This window comes from Sulfurospirillum halorespirans DSM 13726 (assembly GCF_001723605.1).
Taxonomy (GTDB): domain Bacteria; phylum Campylobacterota; class Campylobacteria; order Campylobacterales; family Sulfurospirillaceae; genus Sulfurospirillum; species Sulfurospirillum halorespirans.
Genome location: NZ_CP017111.1, coordinates 2,133,072 through 2,148,795, shown reverse-complemented (window position 1 = coordinate 2,148,795; position 15,724 = coordinate 2,133,072). Strand labels below are relative to the sequence as shown.

Below are 15,724 nucleotides of genomic sequence, written 5' to 3'. Positions count from 1 at the left end.
TTAAAGGGTGATGAAAACATATGAACGATTAAAACAGATAAGACCAGCGGAATTTAAACGGTTGGTAGGTGTAAAAAAAGAGACGTCTGAGGTGATGCTAGATGTCTATAGTGAGTATCATGAGAAGAAGAAACAACAAGGTGGAAGACCAAATCTTCTTTTGCCAGAAACGCAACTTTTGTTGATGTTGGAATACTATAGAGAATATCGTAGTGTGGCACATATGGCATTAGATTATGAGATTAGTGAACCAACAGCATCAAGGATTATAAAAGAGGTAGAAACGGTACTGATACATTCAGGGAAGTCTTCATTACCTGGTAAAAAAGCATTGCATCAAGAGGGAGGAATTGAACTTGAATATATTGTCATTGATGCGACTGAATGCCCAGTGCAACGCCCAAAAAAAGACAATGGCGTTGCTACAGTGGGAAGAAAAAGCGTCATACTGCCAAAGGACAAATTGTGATTGATGTGAATTGTCGTATCATTTGTACCGCAATCAGTACACGCACAATGCATGATTTCAAACTCTTTAAAACATCTCGGTTACCTATCAAAAAAGAGACAAAAGTATCTGTAGACACGGGTTATCTTGGTATAACATCTTTGCATCCTAATACGGATATTCCAAAGAAAAAAAGCAAGCTACATCCACTTAGTATGGAGGATAAAATTATCAATAAAGCAAAAGCATCCCTACGCATTGTCGTTGAACATATTAATGCAAAAATAAAGACTTTTAAAATGCTTGGAGAAAAGTATCGTAACCGCAGAAAACGATTTGGATTACGCTTTAATTTGATCTGTGCTTTGATTAATTTTGATCGTGGTTTTAGGATTATTTGATGGGTTATGAAAGAAGTCTATTAATTAAAATCAGGAGTGCGGATATTAATGTCATCATTTCCCATAAAAGCATAAAAGAGAAGACATTATCGCTTGCAATGACTAAGAGCATGGAGAGAATAAACGCATTAAAGAGCGACGCAAAAACGGCTAAATTGGCTTTCTTTTCATAGAACTTTGCATAATCAAAGCTAAAAAGTGAAACCGCAAATGCAATTAAACTTACCAAAAAGCTAAAGAACATTCCAATTGAATCCAGTCTAAAAAGAGGTGAGCTGATAAAATTCCCTGGTAATTTCCATGTCATCGTTTCACCAAGATGAGAGAAGAAAAAAATCGCTGCATAAAGCGAAATGAGACTGGCCAAACCAAATCCTATCTTTTGGGCAAGGAGCGGTTTTTTGTAAAGAGCTAGGGAAAGAAGGGAGGTTAACAAAAAGAGAGTGTATATTGTTTGCATTATGCTTCCTCTTGATTGGTTTCTGACGTTTCCGTAGGGGTTGGTGCGGGTTTAGGCTCTTTTGGTTTTTTGACCTCAGGTGCAGGGATGTTTTCAAATGTAACATCTGGTACAACCGCTTTTAAAAAAGGTGCCAGATCGCCTTTGATTTTTTTGCCAAATTTGCATTCACCTAGCACTGGGTCAATCATCACCAGTGCACCCGTTGGACAGACACTTACACAGGCAGGTCCACTTTCGATACCATCGCACATATCGCATTTGATGGCAATGCTTTTGAGCCCACTGATGCAACCTGCTTCCAAGTGGCGCTCCACTTCTTCTATAATGGAAGGAGGGAATTCTGCATCGATGTTGATCGCGCCATAAGGACACGCAATCGTACAGAGTTTACAGCCGATGCAAATTTCTTCGCACAGCTCAACGCACGCATTGGCGATACGAAGCGCACCGGTTGGACAGACATTCGCACACGGGGCATCGTCACATTGACGACACTGGTTGGGCATTTTCCCGCTCTCTAGTGTAAGCACATCGAGTCTTTTTTTAGAGAGTTTTCCACGCATATAGGCATGTTTAATACATGTTTTCATACAGGCATTACAGGCAATACACATATCGGGATTGGTAATAACGAATTTATGAACTTTGGACATAGACGTTCCTCTAAGGGATATTTATCTTAATAAATAAACTAGAATAGCAATTTAAGAATTATATCATTGCCAAATGACTTAGCTATGATATTCACCCTTCTCATGGAGAATACTACCTTAAATATATAGCATGAAAATAGCGTAGTTTAAAAATTTATAGTTTACTTCAAGAATGCTTTTACTCCTTATTTCTTTACATGTAAAACAGTGAAGTATTATACGTTACATGTAAAGCTGTTTTCTTGAAGAAATTTCAGAAGATCCTCTTTGGGAAGGGGCTTTGCAAAGTAGTATCCTTGAAAACGATCACACCCAAATGCGCTTAAAAGCTCTTTTTGCTCCTTTGTCTCAACGCCCTCTGCGACAATGTGCATGCCAAAGTTTTTTCCAATGGCGATGATATTTTGCACCATCTTTTGCGCTGCATCATCTTCAAACATCTCATCGACAAAGCTTTTATCGATTTTGAGCTCATCTATGGGGAGTTTGCGTAACATGCTTAAAGAGGAATATCCTGTGCCAAAGTCATCCATGGAGATGTGAATGCCCATCGCTTTAATCTGCTCTAAAAGTGGTAAAAGCGCGTGAACATCTTCAATGAAAAGATTTTCAGTCACTTCCAGTGTGATGGAAAGAGAACGCAGCTGTGTTTGTTCAATGGTTTGAAGAAGATGCTCCAAAAATCCAGCGTCCATGAACTGACGTACCGAAATATTAATAGAGACTTGGAACAGGTGTTGCAAAATTTTGTGTAACGTTTGTATCTCCAAACAGACCGTTTCAACAATAAAACGCCCAATTTTAGGCATAAGTCCCGAAGCTTCGGCTAAAGGAATGAAGTCATTGGGTGGAACAAGACCCAAATTAGGACTGTTCCACCGTATCAGTGCTTCAACCCCATAAACCGAGCCTTTGATATCCATCTGGGGTTGATACACCATAAAGAGCTCATGATGCGCCATCGCTTTGCGAAGTTCTTGCTCAATGTGGACATTTTTTAAAAATCCCTCTTGCATGGCATTGGCAAAAATATGCGCGCTGTTTTTGATTTTCTTGGATTCATACAGCGCAATATCCGAAGCGCGCAGCAGCATATCAAGGCTTTGCCCATGATCTGGGTAAATGGCAATACCAATGCTAGCACCGATATTAAAGTGAAGCTCTTGCACATCATACGGACGGGAGAGTGCCTCAATAAGCTGTGTCGCAAAAAAGAGCAACTCTTGGCGCTCACAAAGATGCGTCATCATCACAAATTCATCGCCACCGTAGCGAATGACGTCTGCATCTACTGGCAGCATCCCTTTTAAGCGTTTGGCGATTTCCACTAAAACATAGTCTCCAAATTGATGCCCAAAACTGTCATTGATATTTTTGAAATGGTCCATATCGATGTAAAAAAGGCTAAAGGCAGGTGCATTTTTATAGGCCCAGTTAAAAATGTTTTGATGCAGGTAGCTACGATTAGGAAGGGTGGTAAGCTGATCGTAGGTGGCTTGATACAAAAGGTCATTACGACGCTTCTCCTCTGCATTTGCGATTAAGTGAAAGAGGAAGAAAAAAAGTCCACCAGAGGTGATAAACACAGCAAAATAGAGTGCGAGTGTTTGGAGAAAATCTTCGATAATGGTATCTACATAGGTGTGAACAACGATCCAGAGTTTATAGGTTTTATTGTATTTGATGGAGGTGAGATACTCCACCCCTTGGCCGTCTTGATACCGAAAAGAGACAAGGGGTTCATCTTTTTTGAGATCGTGGGGCGTGAGGTGGTAGATGTCAAAGATGGTCTCAAACATACGCTCCATCGACGCTTTGGGAAAAGGTGTTTGGTAGGTGAGGTTGTATTCATTTTGTCCTAGAGAGTTGTATTGTTGAAAAAGATCACTGTCTCTAATGATTGAGACAATCAGGTTTTGGCGATGACGTACACTGTTGATCAACCGATCAAAGGTGCTGGTTAGTTTAAACAGTGTTGTCATCACAAAAAGAGGACGTCCTTGTTCGTCACGAACCGTTTTACGAATCGGCATCGCCCATTTTTGAACCGCTGGTGAAAAATAGGTTCGTCCAAAAACCATGGTTTCGTACGAAAGTGCTTCTGAAAAAGAGTCACGGCTATCTGGCTGGTTGGCAATATTGGGGATTTTAGTTGGATCTTTATGCGAACTGCCGTAAATAAAATCACCCTCAGGCGTTGTCACACCAAAGGCAAGAACATCTGGGTTTTGCAATAAAGAGTTGACATGTTTTTCGATGCCTTGGAAATTATAAAGATAGTGCTCGTCTTCACGAAGGGTAACGCCTAATATATCCATCAACCGCTCTTGCGTGTCAAACAAAGAGTATGTCGCATTTGCCATAAGTTCAACGATATTTTCTTGTGATGTCTGGTATTTGAGGTAGGTATTTTGCCATTTGAAATAGGAGATGATGAAAAAGAACAGGGTAGCGGTTAGTGCTAAAACATAAAAAATAAGCCAAATGTTTTTTTTGAAAATTGCCACGAAATATCCTTTAAAAAAGGTTCAAGCATTTTTAATTGTAACATCTTTTGAACCAAAAGACCAAGGGTTTCTTTTAAGAGAGTAGGAGACTTTGGGTATGCTAAATTTTGAAACAAGCAACATAGTGCTATAATCCGCGAAAAACAAAGAGAGAATCTATGGTCGAAGTGAACAATCTAACGATGCGTTTTGCGCATCAGCTTTTATTTGAAAATATTAGTTTAAAGCTTGACAAAGGCAAACGTTACGGACTTATCGGTGCTAATGGTGCAGGTAAGACAACCTTTTTGAAAATTTTGTCGAAGCAAATTGATGCAACGAGCGGCAATATTTCGATTGAAAATGGTCTTCGTGTCGGCGTTTTAAATCAAAATCAGTACGCTTTTGAAGAGTTTACACTCAAAGATGCCGTTATGTACGGTAACAAAAGACTGTACGATGCGATTAAAGAGAAAGAGCATTTGTATGTTACAGGTGATTTTTCCGATGAAAAGGTCAATGACCGTTTAGCCGAGCTTGAGATCATCTGTGCGGAAGAAGATCCGACGTATGAAGTGGAAGTGAATATCGAGAAGATTTTGGCCTCTTTAGGTTTTCCTGTGGATGCCCAAGAGACGTTAATGAGTGAACTCACCGGAGGCGATAAATTTAAGATTTTGCTTGCCCAAGTGCTCTACCCAAAACCTGACGTCCTTTTTCTCGATGAGCCTACCAACAACTTAGACCTTGAAGCGATCTCGTGGTTAGAAGAGCAACTCATTCGCCATGAAGGCACGATGGTTGTTATCTCGCACGATAGACACTTCCTTAACTCGGTTGTGACCAACATCTTAGATGTCGATTTTAAGAAAATTCGTGAATTTTCAGGGAATTATGATGAGTGGTATTTAGCGGCTAACTTGATTGCGAAACAGCAAGAGACCGATCGCGATAAGAAATTGAAAGAGAAAGAAGATCTTGAAGCGTTTGTAAGACGCTTCTCTGCCAATGCGTCTAAAGCCAAACAAGCCACTTCACGTCAAAAAAGACTTGAAAAACTCGACATTGCAGACATCCAAACCTCTTCACGCAGAGATCCAAGCATTGTGTTTCGCATGGGACGTGACATCGGCAATGAAGTTTTAGACGTCGAAGGCATCGAGAAGAGTTATGGAGATCAAAAAGTACTTCACACCATCAGCTTCAAAGTGGAAAAAGGTGAAAAAATTGCTCTCATTGGACACAATGGTGTTGGTAAAACGACACTGTGCAACATCCTAATGGAACAACTCGACTCCGATACGGGCAGTGTAAAATGGGGTGCTACGATCACGTCGAGCTATTTTCCTCAAAATGCTACCGATATGATCACTGGAGATTTTCAACTCTTTGAGTGGTTGCAACAGTACGATGATAAAAAAGATTTGGACGAAATTAGAAAGTGTTTAGGGCGTATGCTCTTCTCGGGTGAGGAGCAAAAAAAGAGTGTGAGTCAGCTCAGTGGTGGTGAAAAACACCGTATGATGCTCTCTAAAATGATGCTGCAACGAGGTAACTTTTTAGTCCTTGATGAGCCCGATAACCACCTTGATCTTGAAGCGATTATCGCTCTGGGCGAGGGGCTTTTTAAATTCCCAGGTAATGTTATCTGCGTTACGCACGATAGGGAGCTTATTGACGCGTTTGCAAACCGCATCATTGAGCTTCATCCTGATGGAACGATGATTGATTTTAAAGGTGATTACGAAGCCTTTAGAGAGACGTATGGCAAATAAATCTCTCTTTTCCATCGGCTCTGCGTTAGATCATGATACCGCATGGCAGTTTGAGGAAGAAAAAGCTTCCTCAACTGCTCACGAGATCAAACTGCCACCAAAGCATTTTTTAGTGTTAAAAATGGAAAAACGTCAAGGTAAACCTGTCTCGATCGTGGGTCCTTTTTTTCTGGAGAAAGAAGCGCTAACAAAGCTCTGCTCTTTGGTCAAAAAGAAGCTTGGTAGTGGCGGTACATGTAAAGAAGCGTGGATGGAGTTTCAAGGCGAGTGTCGCGAAAAACTCAAAACGATTTTAATGGCTGAGGAATTTCGATTTAAGGGATAAGCATGAATTATGTACTGGGTGCTCTTTTACCGATCTGTTTGATCATCTTTGCGGGGTATGCATTTAAGCATGCCAAATTTCCTTCAACGGATTTTTGGCCTAAGATGGATAAGTTCACCTATTATGTTCTGATGCCTTCTCTTTTGGTGTATGAGTTAGCCGTTGCCAAAATCGATCTGACGTACACCATCTCTCTGGTTGCAACTTCACTGGGAGGCATTTTTGCCATCTTGGTGATTTTGATCCTTCTAAATCTCATCCTCCATTTTGAAAATAGGGCGTTTACCTCGATCGTGCAAGGAGGCATTCGTTTTAATACCTATGTTTTTTTAGCCCTTGTCAATGCAGTTTACGGAGCTGAGGGGTTGGTTTTAGCCGCCATTGTGATCGCTTTTGCCATTCCGTTTATCAATGTTTTGTGCATCTCTATTTTTGCCATTTACCTGCGTGAGGGAAAATTTTCACTGATGGTGTTTTTCAAAACGATCATTAAAAATCCTTTGATTGGTGCATGTGCGATAGGTGGCTTGATCAATATGACGGGTGTGGAAGTGCCTCTTTTCATTCTAAAAAGTGTCTCCATCCTCAGTCATGCAGCCCTTCCTATGGGACTTTTGTCTGTGGGTGTGGGGTTGGAGCTTAAGTATCTGAAAGAGGCTAAAAAAGAGCTCGTTGTCTCAACCGTGGCAAAACTTGTTCTCTTTCCTATGATTGCTTATGGGTTATCGCTTTTGTTTGGACTCTCTGGTATGAGTTTGAGCATTGCCATTTTGTTTGCTTCGATGCCAACGGCGACTTCTTCGCATATTTTAGCGCGCGAACTGGGTGGCGATGTCTCTTTGATGGCTTCCATTACGACGCTTGAGACCTTAGCCTGTGTGGGGACACTTTTTTTGATCGTGCCGCTTTTATAGACTAAAATCCATTCTAAAGCGCTCAATCTCAGCACTTTGACCAATCACAACTAAAATATCGCCATGATCTAATTTATGGTTGTGTCCTTCTGTAATGAAGAGAAATTCTTTTTTGAGCTCTTTATCGTGCAAGCCAATGAGTAGCATATTGTAACGCTCGATGGGGTAACACTCATTGAGCAGTAACCCATTAAGCGGTGAATGGGCTGTGATGGTGATCTGCTCCATATTAATATCTTCTTCACCAAAAATGGTTGCATCAATCACCTGCATAATCTCAGGCTGTGTGATAAGTTTATAGATGCGTTTTCCACAAATCTGATACGGGTCTAAAATGGTACTCACACCTGCAATTTCGAGCTTATGAATGGCATCTTTGGTGTGTGTCGTAGAGATAATTTGCACTTTTGGATCTAAAGATCGAATAGAGAGGGTTAAAAAGACATTGTGAACATCTTCATCAAAAAGGGTGAAAACAAAGCTGACATCCTCTCCAATGCCCAGACTCAAAAGCGTTTCGTCATCACTGTAGTCTGCAATCAGCAGTTCAAACCCTAGTTTTTTAGCTTTAGGCAGAAAGCTTGCGTCATTGTCAATACAGATAAATGCTAACCCTTGCGCTTTAAGTCTGGCTCCAATTTCAATGGCAGATCGGCTAAAACCAAAAAGGAGAATTTTACTTTCTCTCATCGCATGCTTCCTTTTTCATTCATCTTTCGCAGTACATTAATATGGTGTTTACGACCCATAACAATCAGAATATCATGGGTTTGAAGCACAAAACTAGGACTTGGATTGAACTGAAAAGAAGGCTCAGACTCTTTGCGCAAAATCCCAAAAAGGATCAGATGCTTTTCTTGAAGTTCCAGTGTTTCAAGGGCTTTGTCGACAAAATAAGCATGTTCGTGAATAGGCAGCATATCAAAAACAACACCCGTGTTTTCAGTCACCATCTCATCAAGGGCTACATAGGAAATCGGTTGCGTAATGTAAAGTGCTCCCATAAGTCCTATCGTCTCATCAGCGCTAAACGCGTAGTTAGCCCCTGCTAAAAAGTACTTCTTTTTATGGGTATTTTTGATCACACGTGCAATGATAATAATCTGTTTACTCAGGCTTCTAGCGGTCAGGGTGATAAAGACATTGAGCTCATCGCTGTTGGTTGCACAAATAATCTGTGATGCACGCTGACCAACACCTAGCTCTCCTAAAATGCGACTCTTGGAAGCATCAGCAACAATACCGATGAGTCCACGTTGCTGTGCCAGCTTTATCTTCTCATCATCATTATCGATAATGACCAGTTTATAGCCATCTTCATGCAACATCTTCGCAACCACTTCTCCAACACGTCCATAGCCACAAATAACAATATAGTTTTCCAGTTTTTCAATCTCAGAGAAAAGGCGACTCTCTTTCAGTTCGATCAGTTTGTTTTGAAACGAAGAGACGATGATGGATGTTAAAAAAGCGATGGTGGCAATGCCTAAAATGATGAGAATCATCGCAACAACCATTCCCTCGGTCGTCACAGGAACAATGTCGCCATATCCTACCGTTCCCATCGTGACAATCGCCCAGTAGAGCGCATCAAATAGGGTGTTGATCTTCGGATTTTGGTGTGTTTCAAAGATGTAAATGGCGGAGCTTCCTGTAAAAATAACGAAGCTGGCAAAGATCGCTAAGGTAAAAAGTTCAAACTTTTTCTCCGTAATGATCGCTGTGAATGTTTTCATACTTCTGGCATAACGGAAGAGTTTAAAAATTCTAAAAAGAAGAAAAATACGCAAAAAACGCAGTGGACGGTAACTTGGCAGAATCGCTAAAAGATCAATAATCGCCATAGGTGAGAGGATGTATTCCACTTTTTTCTTTACAATCGTAAACAGGGTTTGGCGGAGCGAAAACGGAAGGTTGTTGTTAATCGCATACTCATAACGTTCCAAAAAGAGTTTGTGACTATCGGAGTAAATCCAAAAACGTAGCAGGTATTCAATGATAAATATCACCAAAGAGAACTGCACAAACGCATCTAAAAAAGGGTGACCATCTGGATGTTTGACTTCATACAGAAGAAACAAAACACTGATGACTACCAAAACAACCATAAAAATATCGAAATAAAATTTGAGCTTGGAATGTTGGTGTTCTAAAACCATCCTGCAAAACTCTTTGGCGCGATGGTAACGAGCTGACGCCTCTAAAAAATAGGCAAATCGTACACAATAGCTTGTCAAATAACCCACGATAAACCTTTTAAAAAAATAATAGAAGCCTTTACATGTAAAGGTTAAAAACCTGCTTTTTGAAGCAATAAAACGATCTCGCCACTTTCAGGAAAACGCTCCATGGTGGTGCCGATTTTCTCTGTTTTTGAAAAAAGCGTTTTTTCATTGACGACAACATCAAAAAAACCGCCTGTTTTGGGACTTAACGATACATTGGCCTTGGGGTACGCACTTAAAATTTCATCTTTCACACGGAAAGCTCGTGGCATATAGCCTCAACGGGTACAATAAAAAATGACTATCTCCATCTTATCTCCTTAATTTTCATGTTCTTGCTCACTCTCTTCGACAAAGATCGTGGCTTTCATGCAGGCTTCATAAAGCTCTTTCGCACTAAAGCAAGGGTTGTCTTTGAGTGTTTTAAGAATCTCTTCTGCATCATTCGCATGGTTCATCTCAATGCTAATGTTGAGTAACTCTCCTAAATAGCCTTCTCGAAAAAGTAGCGCCGTTTTGATCTCGTCATCCAGCTGAACATGGTTTAAGAACTCATACATCGGGATGCTCAGATACGCGTCAATCAACGAGAGACTGCCGGTTAAAAAGGCTTTGTTGGCAAGTTCGGGTTTTTTACATGTAAGGGTGAGTTCCTCCATCACTTTGGCACGAAATTTGGCGTTGTTAAAGATCTCTGTGCCAAAAGGGCGGTTGTGTGGGGTTCCATAGAGGAAAAGTCCCAACCATGAGGTGATTTTTTGAGGGCCTAAAAGGGTTACCATTTGCTTAATGGAGGTAATCTTTTGTTTAAAATGGTACGCACCAGAGTTGACATGGCGCAACAAGTTGTAAACAAGATCAGGGCAGGTTGCAAATTTATGAGAGATGAAGACAACATCGCTGTTTTCTTGAATACAGGTGATCAGCCTTAACGCATTTTCCGTATAGGGTTCGATTTTACGACCGCTTAAGATGATAGGTCGCTCAAAAAAGTAACCTTGGAAAAACTGAAAAGGTAGTTGTAAGCAGGCTTCATGCTCTTCATGCGTCTCAATTTTCTCGGCTAAAAGAGGGATGTTGTACTTTTGAATCTTCTCAACGGACTCTGAAAGATTGGGAAGTGTGATGGCTTGAATGTCAACTTTAATGATCTCAATGTACGGGAAAAGGGGCTCATAGTTTTTGATCATCGTATCACTGCAGTCAAAATCGTCCAGTGAAAAATGATACCCAAGCGAATGAAGGTGTTTGACGCGCTCATAAAGGGCGAGAGAGACTTTGGTATGCTCTAAGATCTCAAAACCAAAGTACTCTTTAGGAAGCAGCAAAATCGCATCGCTAAAGAGCATCGTCTCATCAACATTGATAAATCCTTTCTTAGTACCAATAATAGGAGCCAATCCAATATTGTGAATGAGGTTTACAATGACGCGTGCCGTGGCTTTGGCATTGTCTTGAAAGGTTGCTGCATTGTTGGCATCGCATGAGCGGTAGAGGAGCTCATACCCAAAGCATACACCCTCTTTGTCAAAAATCGGTTGCCTACCGACATAGGTACTCACATGGCGCTCCTTTTTTAATACTACGGAAGGCTATTTTTTGCTTTTTTTCTCATCTTCAAATTTAATATTGATCATACCGCAAAACTTTTTATCTTTGTAAAATTGTACCATATAGGTGGTTTCATCTTTATCAATTGCGTAGCTTTGGATGAAATCTTTCGGTTCTACTTTAATTCCCACTTCATTGGTGACACCGTTTTTAGAATACCCAATGATATTCACACGGTATCCGTTAATGGACTCAACTTGAAAGCTGTTTTTCGCACGGATGAGTGAGCCAATTTTAGCACTGATTTTTTTACCATCAATGATCAATCCAACGCTGTTTAACGATTCATCAAACTCAAAAAAGTCAGGCTTGAGTTTTGAAACCAAGATGTTGCCATTCATGATTTTGTATTCATCTTTCTCTTTAAGCACAGCAACAAGAGGATTGGTACTATTATAGACCAATGTGCCTTTACTCATGGGGAAGAATTTAATATAAGGCTTCAGCGTTGCAAGATCAAGTGTAATTTTGGTCGGTGGAATCTCCAGTATGCCATCATCACTCAAAAGTTTCTTGATGGTCTCTTGCGATAACTCAAACGAGCGTGTATATTTGATATTCATTTCGTTCATAAATTTTTCGATGGTTTTGAGTTGGTAAAAAACTTTGTGCGAAAGATCGGTGATGTTTTTACTGGTTTCAATCGCAAAAGCGGGTTTGTTATTGGTAATCGCAAAGTAGGTTAGGCTTTGTTGCATCGCCTTATCTTGCTCTTTGGTGTTGGTGTTTTTCACATTAAATTCATGCACGTCTTCAATGAGATCCACGTTGGTCTCTTGATTGACTTTTTTAGCGATTTCTGCAAGGTTTCCGTATTTGGCATTGGGCATGTTTTGCTGATCGATGATGGTTGCTTGTCCCCACGCTTTTGGGTTAAAATCTTTGTTGATTTGGCGAGTACGGTAGAACCCTTGACCATCATGGAGGTTGAGTGTTAAGTCGACTTTGGGATGAAGGATCAGTTTTTTGATCTCTGTCACGATCTCAAAATCTTTATCTTTGGGTTCCATTTTGGCAAATTTACGGTTCATATCGCCGTTAATACCACGCGCGTTTTTGACGATGCTGTCGAAGTTGAGGTTTGGCACGACCCAAAGATTGCCACTCTCAATTTTATAATGCTTAGCAAGAAGCATAGGTGCAAAATAGCCACCAGGTTCATCGCCATGAATACCTCCAATAATGAGGAGCGTGCTGCCCTCTTTGCCACTCTCTTTTTTGATCAGTGAGTAGTGTAAATTTGCGCTAAATGCGTACGTTGAAAGTAACAGACAAAGGCCCAGAGAGATTTTTTTCATTCAGTATCTTTATAATTAGTTTAAATTTTTTCCAAAAAGCTTAGCAAAAGGGAGATTAAATTCTACCCAAAAGTACGCCTAGGAGGCTAACTTGCTGTGTAAAATGGTCACAAAGTTCTCAAAACTCGGTAGAAACAGGGTTGATTCACGCTGCTTAACGCCCCACATCGACTCAGGGAAGTGTGAATCTTCTTCAAACCGTGCCATGATGTGAATGTGCAGGTGTGGGACATAATTGCCAAACATCGCAATGTTGATTTTTTTAGGATTGTAGTAAAAACGCATCGTCTCTTCAACAACGAGCATCGCTTTTAGCAGGGCTGCTTGGGTTTCAGGATCGCAATCGCTGAGCTCTTTGTAAGGATGTTGTGTAAAAATTTTCACCCACGGAATCGTGGCATTTTCACGTAAAATATAAAAATAGCTATTTTCGTAAAGTTTTTCGCTCATTCGTTCTCCTCAAATCGGTGTTTATAGTGGCATTTTTGGCATAAAGGCTCCACAGCTTTGTGGTGTTTAAATCCGTCAATGATGGCATGAACCCTTGGGGTTTCTAAAATGCTTTTCAGTGAGTTTATATGTAAATTCCCCAGCTCCATCACCCCATCTTTGTCTAAACAACACGGCACGACGGCTCCGTTAGAGAGTATACCAAAATGTGAGCTCAGTCCTAAGCATTTTCCTTCCGAGTGATGCGAAGAGTCTAAGGAGGGCCATTCAAAGTAATGATCAAAATGAAGCAGAATCTTGCTCTCAAGCCTGATGGAGCGAGGTTTCTCTTCATAAAGACGCTTTACATGTAAAGGGATGTCAAAGGCGGTTTCAAGGTAAGCAAAGAGCCTTTCATTGAAGGTTTTTTCACTTTGAGAGGCGTCCATATTCCAGACACGAAGGTTGATAAACAGGTCTGGATTTTGCTCCCTCTTAAGCCTGCACAATGCAATAATAGGCTCCATGTACGCTTCAAACGAGAGCGGCATACTGTTTTTATTGTAGCTGTTGAGTGAAATATTGATCTGCTTGAGCGCTGGGTGCATCAGCGTGTGAAGGTCATGTTTGCCCAAATAGTAGCCACTGGTCGTGAGCACGCCTTTAAAATTCTTTTTACATGTAAGATCCAAATAGGCTTTTAACTGCGAAAGCGTAAGTGGATCGCCCCCCATGTGATACGCAATCTCCTTCGTGTAGGGAGCAAGTTCGTCTAAGATATGCTCAAAAAAAGCAGGCGACATCGACTGCGATGGGATGACTTGAGGCGGGCAAAAGCTGCATTTGAGCCCACAAATATTGGTGAGCTCAACATAGACGCGGTAAAATTTCATACAGGCGTGTTAGAAGGCGTTTTTGAGCTCTTGCTCATCAAGCATATTGAGTTCAAAACGTTTAATACAGTTACGACCACTGTCTTTTGCTTTATAAAGCGCAATATCTGCAAACTTAATGCACTTCCAAATAGAGTCTGAATCTTTCGGAAAAATCGATACACCCACACTGAGTGTTTTGTTAAAGGTCGCTCCATTATTGGATTGAATCGGTGTTTTTTCAAAGGCCATGCGTATTTTATTGGCGATATTTTCGACCATGGTCTCTTCACATTCATACAGCAAGATCAAAAACTCTTCGCCACCAAAGCGAAAGGCGGTATCGGCTTCTCGGATATTCTCTTTGAGGATGTGTGATAAAGCCTTGATAGCGCGATCCCCAACATCGTGTCCGTAGGTGTCGTTGACCATTTTGAAAAAGTCAATGTCGATCATCAAAATACCATACACAATGCCATTGCGTTTGGCTTGAGAGAGCGCTTTTTCGATGTACTCATCCAGGTATTTTCGGTTGTAAAGTCCTGTTAACGCGTCAGTGGTAGAGGAGATTTTTAAAATTTCCGTCAGGTTTTTACTCACCAACTCTGGGCGTGCGGCGTCGATGTAGTTTTGAATTTTAGGCAGTTGCTCTTTGGTGTGCGCTAACGCTTCAGGTGTCGTGGTCCAAATGCTAAGCAAAAGTTCAAAATCACTGCTGATCAGATACGGAATGCACAAATGATGCGCACAGGAGTCACACGATTCGCAGATATTTCTAAACTGATCGGAATAAACGGCTTGTTTGGTGCGAAGTGCCCTACACGTCGGGTCAATGGTACGCTTTTGACTGGAAGCATCAAAGACAATGGTTGGGTTGATCGCATCTTTGCCTGATTCGATTAAGACAAAATCTTCAAGCCCCAAATCGTGCTGTAAAATAGAACCAATACGTCGATACACCTGCTCTTTGTCTTCATCAAATTCGATGGTGCGTTTAAACTGATAAATGTCGGAGAGCTCGTGCACAATTGCTTGTGCATCCAAAAGAAGGTCAGGTTGATGGTTGGGTGAAAGGGCTAAAAACTTTTTAACGGTGACTTCAATGTCATTGAGTGTATTTTCAAGTTTTTCAAGGAGTGAATTGATCCAAAACATCACATTGTGGCACTCTTTGTCGCTACCGCTAAAGCGAACGCGTCTGCTGTAGTCACCCTCTTGCGCCTTATTCATCACAAAGGTAATCGAATCGAAAAGCTCCATCAGTGGCTTCATGGAACGATTGATGACGAAAAAAATGAAGAGCATAATGAAAATGGAAAGCAACAAAATGCCTAAGGAGGTGATAACACCGTTGGTGCGCACTTCATTGATATTAAACACAATGCTGATCGCGCCTAAAACTTCACCCTCTTTGGCTTGGTGGCACTGCATACAGTTAGGTGAGCCATTCTCTTTGGCAATGTAAGGGGTGCTGATGCGCAGTTTTGCACTGTGTGAACTCTCTTCGTTTTGTTTGTGAACGAGTCCTGTTTGGAGTGTTTTTTCATCGATTCCATCGCGAACCACTTCGTTATTGAAGCCTTTTCCAAACTGTTTGATGACCGATTCACTACGAACCACCCAAAGTGCTTCGACTCCTTTGGCAGTGCTGATTTTATTGAGAAAAAACTCTCTTTGATCCATCGTGCCACTGAGCATATGCGCGGAGAGTCCATCTTGAACCAAATCCGCAATGATTTGTGCTTTCTCTTCCGCATTTTTGATACCAAGATCGCGAATGGAAAACGCTAAAATGACCATTAGACTTCTTTCATAACCCATCAA

At 41.0% G+C, this 15,724-nt stretch carries 16 protein-coding genes; 5 read left to right on the top strand and 11 right to left on the bottom strand.

Going from position 1 to position 15,724, the window contains the following annotated elements; all coding sequences use genetic code 11:
• Positions 1–10: 10 nt before the first annotated feature.
• Both SHALO_RS15765 and SHALO_RS15760 read left to right on the top strand, forming a co-directional pair.
• Positions 11–469 (top strand): transposase family protein, encoded by a 459-nt coding sequence (locus tag SHALO_RS15765; RefSeq protein WP_069478518.1) that lies wholly within the window; start codon positions 11–13, stop codon positions 467–469.
• Positions 385–849 carry a transposase family protein gene (locus SHALO_RS15760; RefSeq protein WP_084010640.1) on the top strand — a complete coding sequence of 155 codons (465 nt, stop codon included), beginning with the start codon at positions 385–387 and terminating at the stop codon, positions 847–849. Before SHALO_RS15765 ends, SHALO_RS15760 begins: the two co-directional genes overlap by 85 nt.
• A gap of 4 nt (positions 850–853) precedes the next feature.
• Here the strand turns inward: SHALO_RS15760 and SHALO_RS10685 are convergent, their stop codons facing one another.
• The 3 genes from SHALO_RS10685 to SHALO_RS10675 form a co-directional block, all read right to left on the bottom strand.
• On the bottom strand, positions 854–1,309 hold the full coding sequence (locus tag SHALO_RS10685; RefSeq protein ID WP_069478517.1) for a hypothetical protein: 456 nt from the start codon (positions 1,307–1,309) through the stop codon (positions 854–856).
• A complete protein-coding gene (locus SHALO_RS10680; RefSeq protein WP_025345472.1) occupies positions 1,309–1,965 on the bottom strand; it encodes a 4Fe-4S dicluster domain-containing protein in 657 nt (218 codons plus the stop codon). Before SHALO_RS10680 ends, SHALO_RS10685 begins: the two co-directional genes overlap by 1 nt.
• Before the next feature lie 215 nt (positions 1,966–2,180).
• Positions 2,181–4,472 carry a bifunctional diguanylate cyclase/phosphodiesterase gene (locus SHALO_RS10675; protein WP_069478516.1) on the bottom strand — a complete coding sequence of 764 codons (2,292 nt, stop codon included), beginning with the start codon at positions 4,470–4,472 and terminating at the stop codon, positions 2,181–2,183.
• 158 nt (positions 4,473–4,630) lie between these two features.
• Between SHALO_RS10675 and SHALO_RS10670 the strand changes: the two genes are divergently transcribed.
• The 3 genes from SHALO_RS10670 to SHALO_RS10660 are packed head-to-tail and all read left to right on the top strand — an operon-like array spanning position 4,631 to position 7,465.
• Positions 4,631–6,226, top strand: coding sequence for an ABC-F family ATP-binding cassette domain-containing protein (locus SHALO_RS10670; RefSeq protein ID WP_069478515.1), 1,596 nt, complete (start codon positions 4,631–4,633; stop codon positions 6,224–6,226).
• Positions 6,216–6,551 carry a translation initiation factor gene (locus SHALO_RS10665; RefSeq protein WP_069478514.1) on the top strand — a complete coding sequence of 112 codons (336 nt, stop codon included), beginning with the start codon at positions 6,216–6,218 and terminating at the stop codon, positions 6,549–6,551. Before SHALO_RS10670 ends, SHALO_RS10665 begins: the two co-directional genes overlap by 11 nt.
• 2 nt (positions 6,552–6,553) lie before the next feature.
• Positions 6,554–7,465 (top strand): AEC family transporter, encoded by a 912-nt coding sequence (locus tag SHALO_RS10660; RefSeq protein WP_069478513.1) that lies wholly within the window; start codon positions 6,554–6,556, stop codon positions 7,463–7,465.
• On the opposite strand, the gene SHALO_RS10655 is transcribed toward SHALO_RS10660, so the two are convergent.
• The 8 genes from SHALO_RS10655 to SHALO_RS10620 form a co-directional block, all read right to left on the bottom strand.
• On the bottom strand, positions 7,460–8,155 hold the full coding sequence (locus SHALO_RS10655; protein ID WP_069478512.1) for a potassium channel family protein: 696 nt from the start codon (positions 8,153–8,155) through the stop codon (positions 7,460–7,462). The two genes, SHALO_RS10660 and SHALO_RS10655, sit on opposite strands and share 6 nt — an antisense overlap.
• The gene (locus tag SHALO_RS10650) at positions 8,152–9,711 is read right to left on the bottom strand and encodes a potassium channel protein (protein ID WP_069478511.1); all 1,560 of its coding nucleotides are present in this window, start codon (positions 9,709–9,711) and stop codon (positions 8,152–8,154) included. Before SHALO_RS10650 ends, SHALO_RS10655 begins: the two co-directional genes overlap by 4 nt.
• A gap of 44 nt (positions 9,712–9,755) precedes the next feature.
• Positions 9,756–9,962 carry an Rdx family protein gene (locus SHALO_RS10645; RefSeq protein ID WP_069478510.1) on the bottom strand — a complete coding sequence of 69 codons (207 nt, stop codon included), beginning with the start codon at positions 9,960–9,962 and terminating at the stop codon, positions 9,756–9,758.
• Positions 9,963–10,010: 48 nt separating this feature from the next.
• On the bottom strand, positions 10,011–11,252 hold the full coding sequence (locus SHALO_RS10640; protein WP_069478509.1) for an EAL and HDOD domain-containing protein: 1,242 nt from the start codon (positions 11,250–11,252) through the stop codon (positions 10,011–10,013).
• Positions 11,253–11,282: 30 nt separating this feature from the next.
• Positions 11,283–12,599, bottom strand: coding sequence for a M99 family carboxypeptidase catalytic domain-containing protein (locus tag SHALO_RS10635; RefSeq protein ID WP_069478508.1), 1,317 nt, complete (start codon positions 12,597–12,599; stop codon positions 11,283–11,285).
• 78 nt (positions 12,600–12,677) lie between these two features.
• Positions 12,678–13,049, bottom strand: a complete 372-nt coding sequence (locus SHALO_RS10630; RefSeq protein WP_069478507.1) for an HIT family protein — start codon at positions 13,047–13,049, stop codon at positions 12,678–12,680.
• Positions 13,046–13,921: a radical SAM/SPASM domain-containing protein gene (locus tag SHALO_RS10625; protein WP_069478506.1), complete on the bottom strand. Its 876-nt coding sequence runs from the start codon at positions 13,919–13,921 to the stop codon at positions 13,046–13,048. The genes SHALO_RS10630 and SHALO_RS10625 overlap by 4 nt, the downstream gene beginning before the upstream one ends.
• A 9-nt stretch (positions 13,922–13,930) precedes the next feature.
• The gene (locus SHALO_RS10620) at positions 13,931–15,721 is read right to left on the bottom strand and encodes a GGDEF domain-containing protein (RefSeq protein ID WP_069478505.1); all 1,791 of its coding nucleotides are present in this window, start codon (positions 15,719–15,721) and stop codon (positions 13,931–13,933) included.
• Positions 15,722–15,724 lie beyond the last annotated feature (3 nt).

What these genes read in the sequence shown, in the direction of transcription:
- SHALO_RS15765 (WP_069478518.1), top strand. Translation starts at nt 11, where the DNA reads ATGAAAACATATGAACGATTAAAACAGATAAGACCAGCGGAATTTAAA.
- SHALO_RS15760 (WP_084010640.1), top strand. Translation starts at nt 385, where the DNA reads ATGCCCAGTGCAACGCCCAAAAAAAGACAATGGCGTTGCTACAGTGGG.
- SHALO_RS10685 (WP_069478517.1), bottom strand. Translation starts at nt 1,309, where the DNA reads ATGCAAACAATATACACTCTCTTTTTGTTAACCTCCCTTCTTTCCCTA.
- SHALO_RS10680 (WP_025345472.1), bottom strand. Translation starts at nt 1,965, where the DNA reads ATGTCCAAAGTTCATAAATTCGTTATTACCAATCCCGATATGTGTATT.
- SHALO_RS10670 (WP_069478515.1), top strand. Translation starts at nt 4,631, where the DNA reads ATGGTCGAAGTGAACAATCTAACGATGCGTTTTGCGCATCAGCTTTTA.
- SHALO_RS10665 (WP_069478514.1), top strand. Translation starts at nt 6,216, where the DNA reads ATGGCAAATAAATCTCTCTTTTCCATCGGCTCTGCGTTAGATCATGAT.
- SHALO_RS10660 (WP_069478513.1), top strand. Translation starts at nt 6,554, where the DNA reads ATGAATTATGTACTGGGTGCTCTTTTACCGATCTGTTTGATCATCTTT.
- SHALO_RS10655 (WP_069478512.1), bottom strand. Translation starts at nt 8,155, where the DNA reads ATGAGAGAAAGTAAAATTCTCCTTTTTGGTTTTAGCCGATCTGCCATT.
- SHALO_RS10645 (WP_069478510.1), bottom strand. Translation starts at nt 9,962, where the DNA reads ATGCCACGAGCTTTCCGTGTGAAAGATGAAATTTTAAGTGCGTACCCC.
- SHALO_RS10635 (WP_069478508.1), bottom strand. Translation starts at nt 12,599, where the DNA reads ATGAAAAAAATCTCTCTGGGCCTTTGTCTGTTACTTTCAACGTACGCA.
- SHALO_RS10630 (WP_069478507.1), bottom strand. Translation starts at nt 13,049, where the DNA reads ATGAGCGAAAAACTTTACGAAAATAGCTATTTTTATATTTTACGTGAA.
- SHALO_RS10625 (WP_069478506.1), bottom strand. Translation starts at nt 13,921, where the DNA reads ATGAAATTTTACCGCGTCTATGTTGAGCTCACCAATATTTGTGGGCTC.
- SHALO_RS10620 (WP_069478505.1), bottom strand. Translation starts at nt 15,721, where the DNA reads ATGGGTTATGAAAGAAGTCTAATGGTCATTTTAGCGTTTTCCATTCGC.